A 304-nucleotide genomic window follows, 5' to 3' on the forward strand; every position below is an offset into this window, starting at 1 on the left:
TATTTTTTCTATATCAAGTGAATCAAACCAGTAATGCCCAGCTTTCTCTGCCATATACAGAAACATTCTCTTTACTTTTAGATTGCCGGTATAGTATAGGTTGGCTTTGGTGATATAGGCGTCGGGGTATTCTTGTTCGATGGCTTCATCTTGCCCGATCACCCGTTTGTGCAATTCGTCTTCCAGATGCAACAGCTTATCCTTTTCACTTTGAAGCATTTTGCTTACAGGACTTTGACCAGCTGCCTCGAGGAATGTCTTTTGCTCGGCATAGGTAGGCAAACGCCAACTACCAGCTACCCAA

1 protein-coding gene is annotated in these 304 nt (G+C 43.4%); it reads right to left on the bottom strand.

Going from position 1 to position 304, the window contains the following annotated elements:
• The coding region (locus D0T87_RS24835; protein ID WP_163178718.1) for a type IV toxin-antitoxin system AbiEi family antitoxin domain-containing protein at nt 1-304 on the bottom strand (304 nt) is incomplete at both ends.

The organism is Bacteroides sp. 51 (genome assembly GCF_010500965.1).
Lineage (GTDB): Bacteria > Bacteroidota > Bacteroidia > Bacteroidales > Bacteroidaceae > Bacteroides.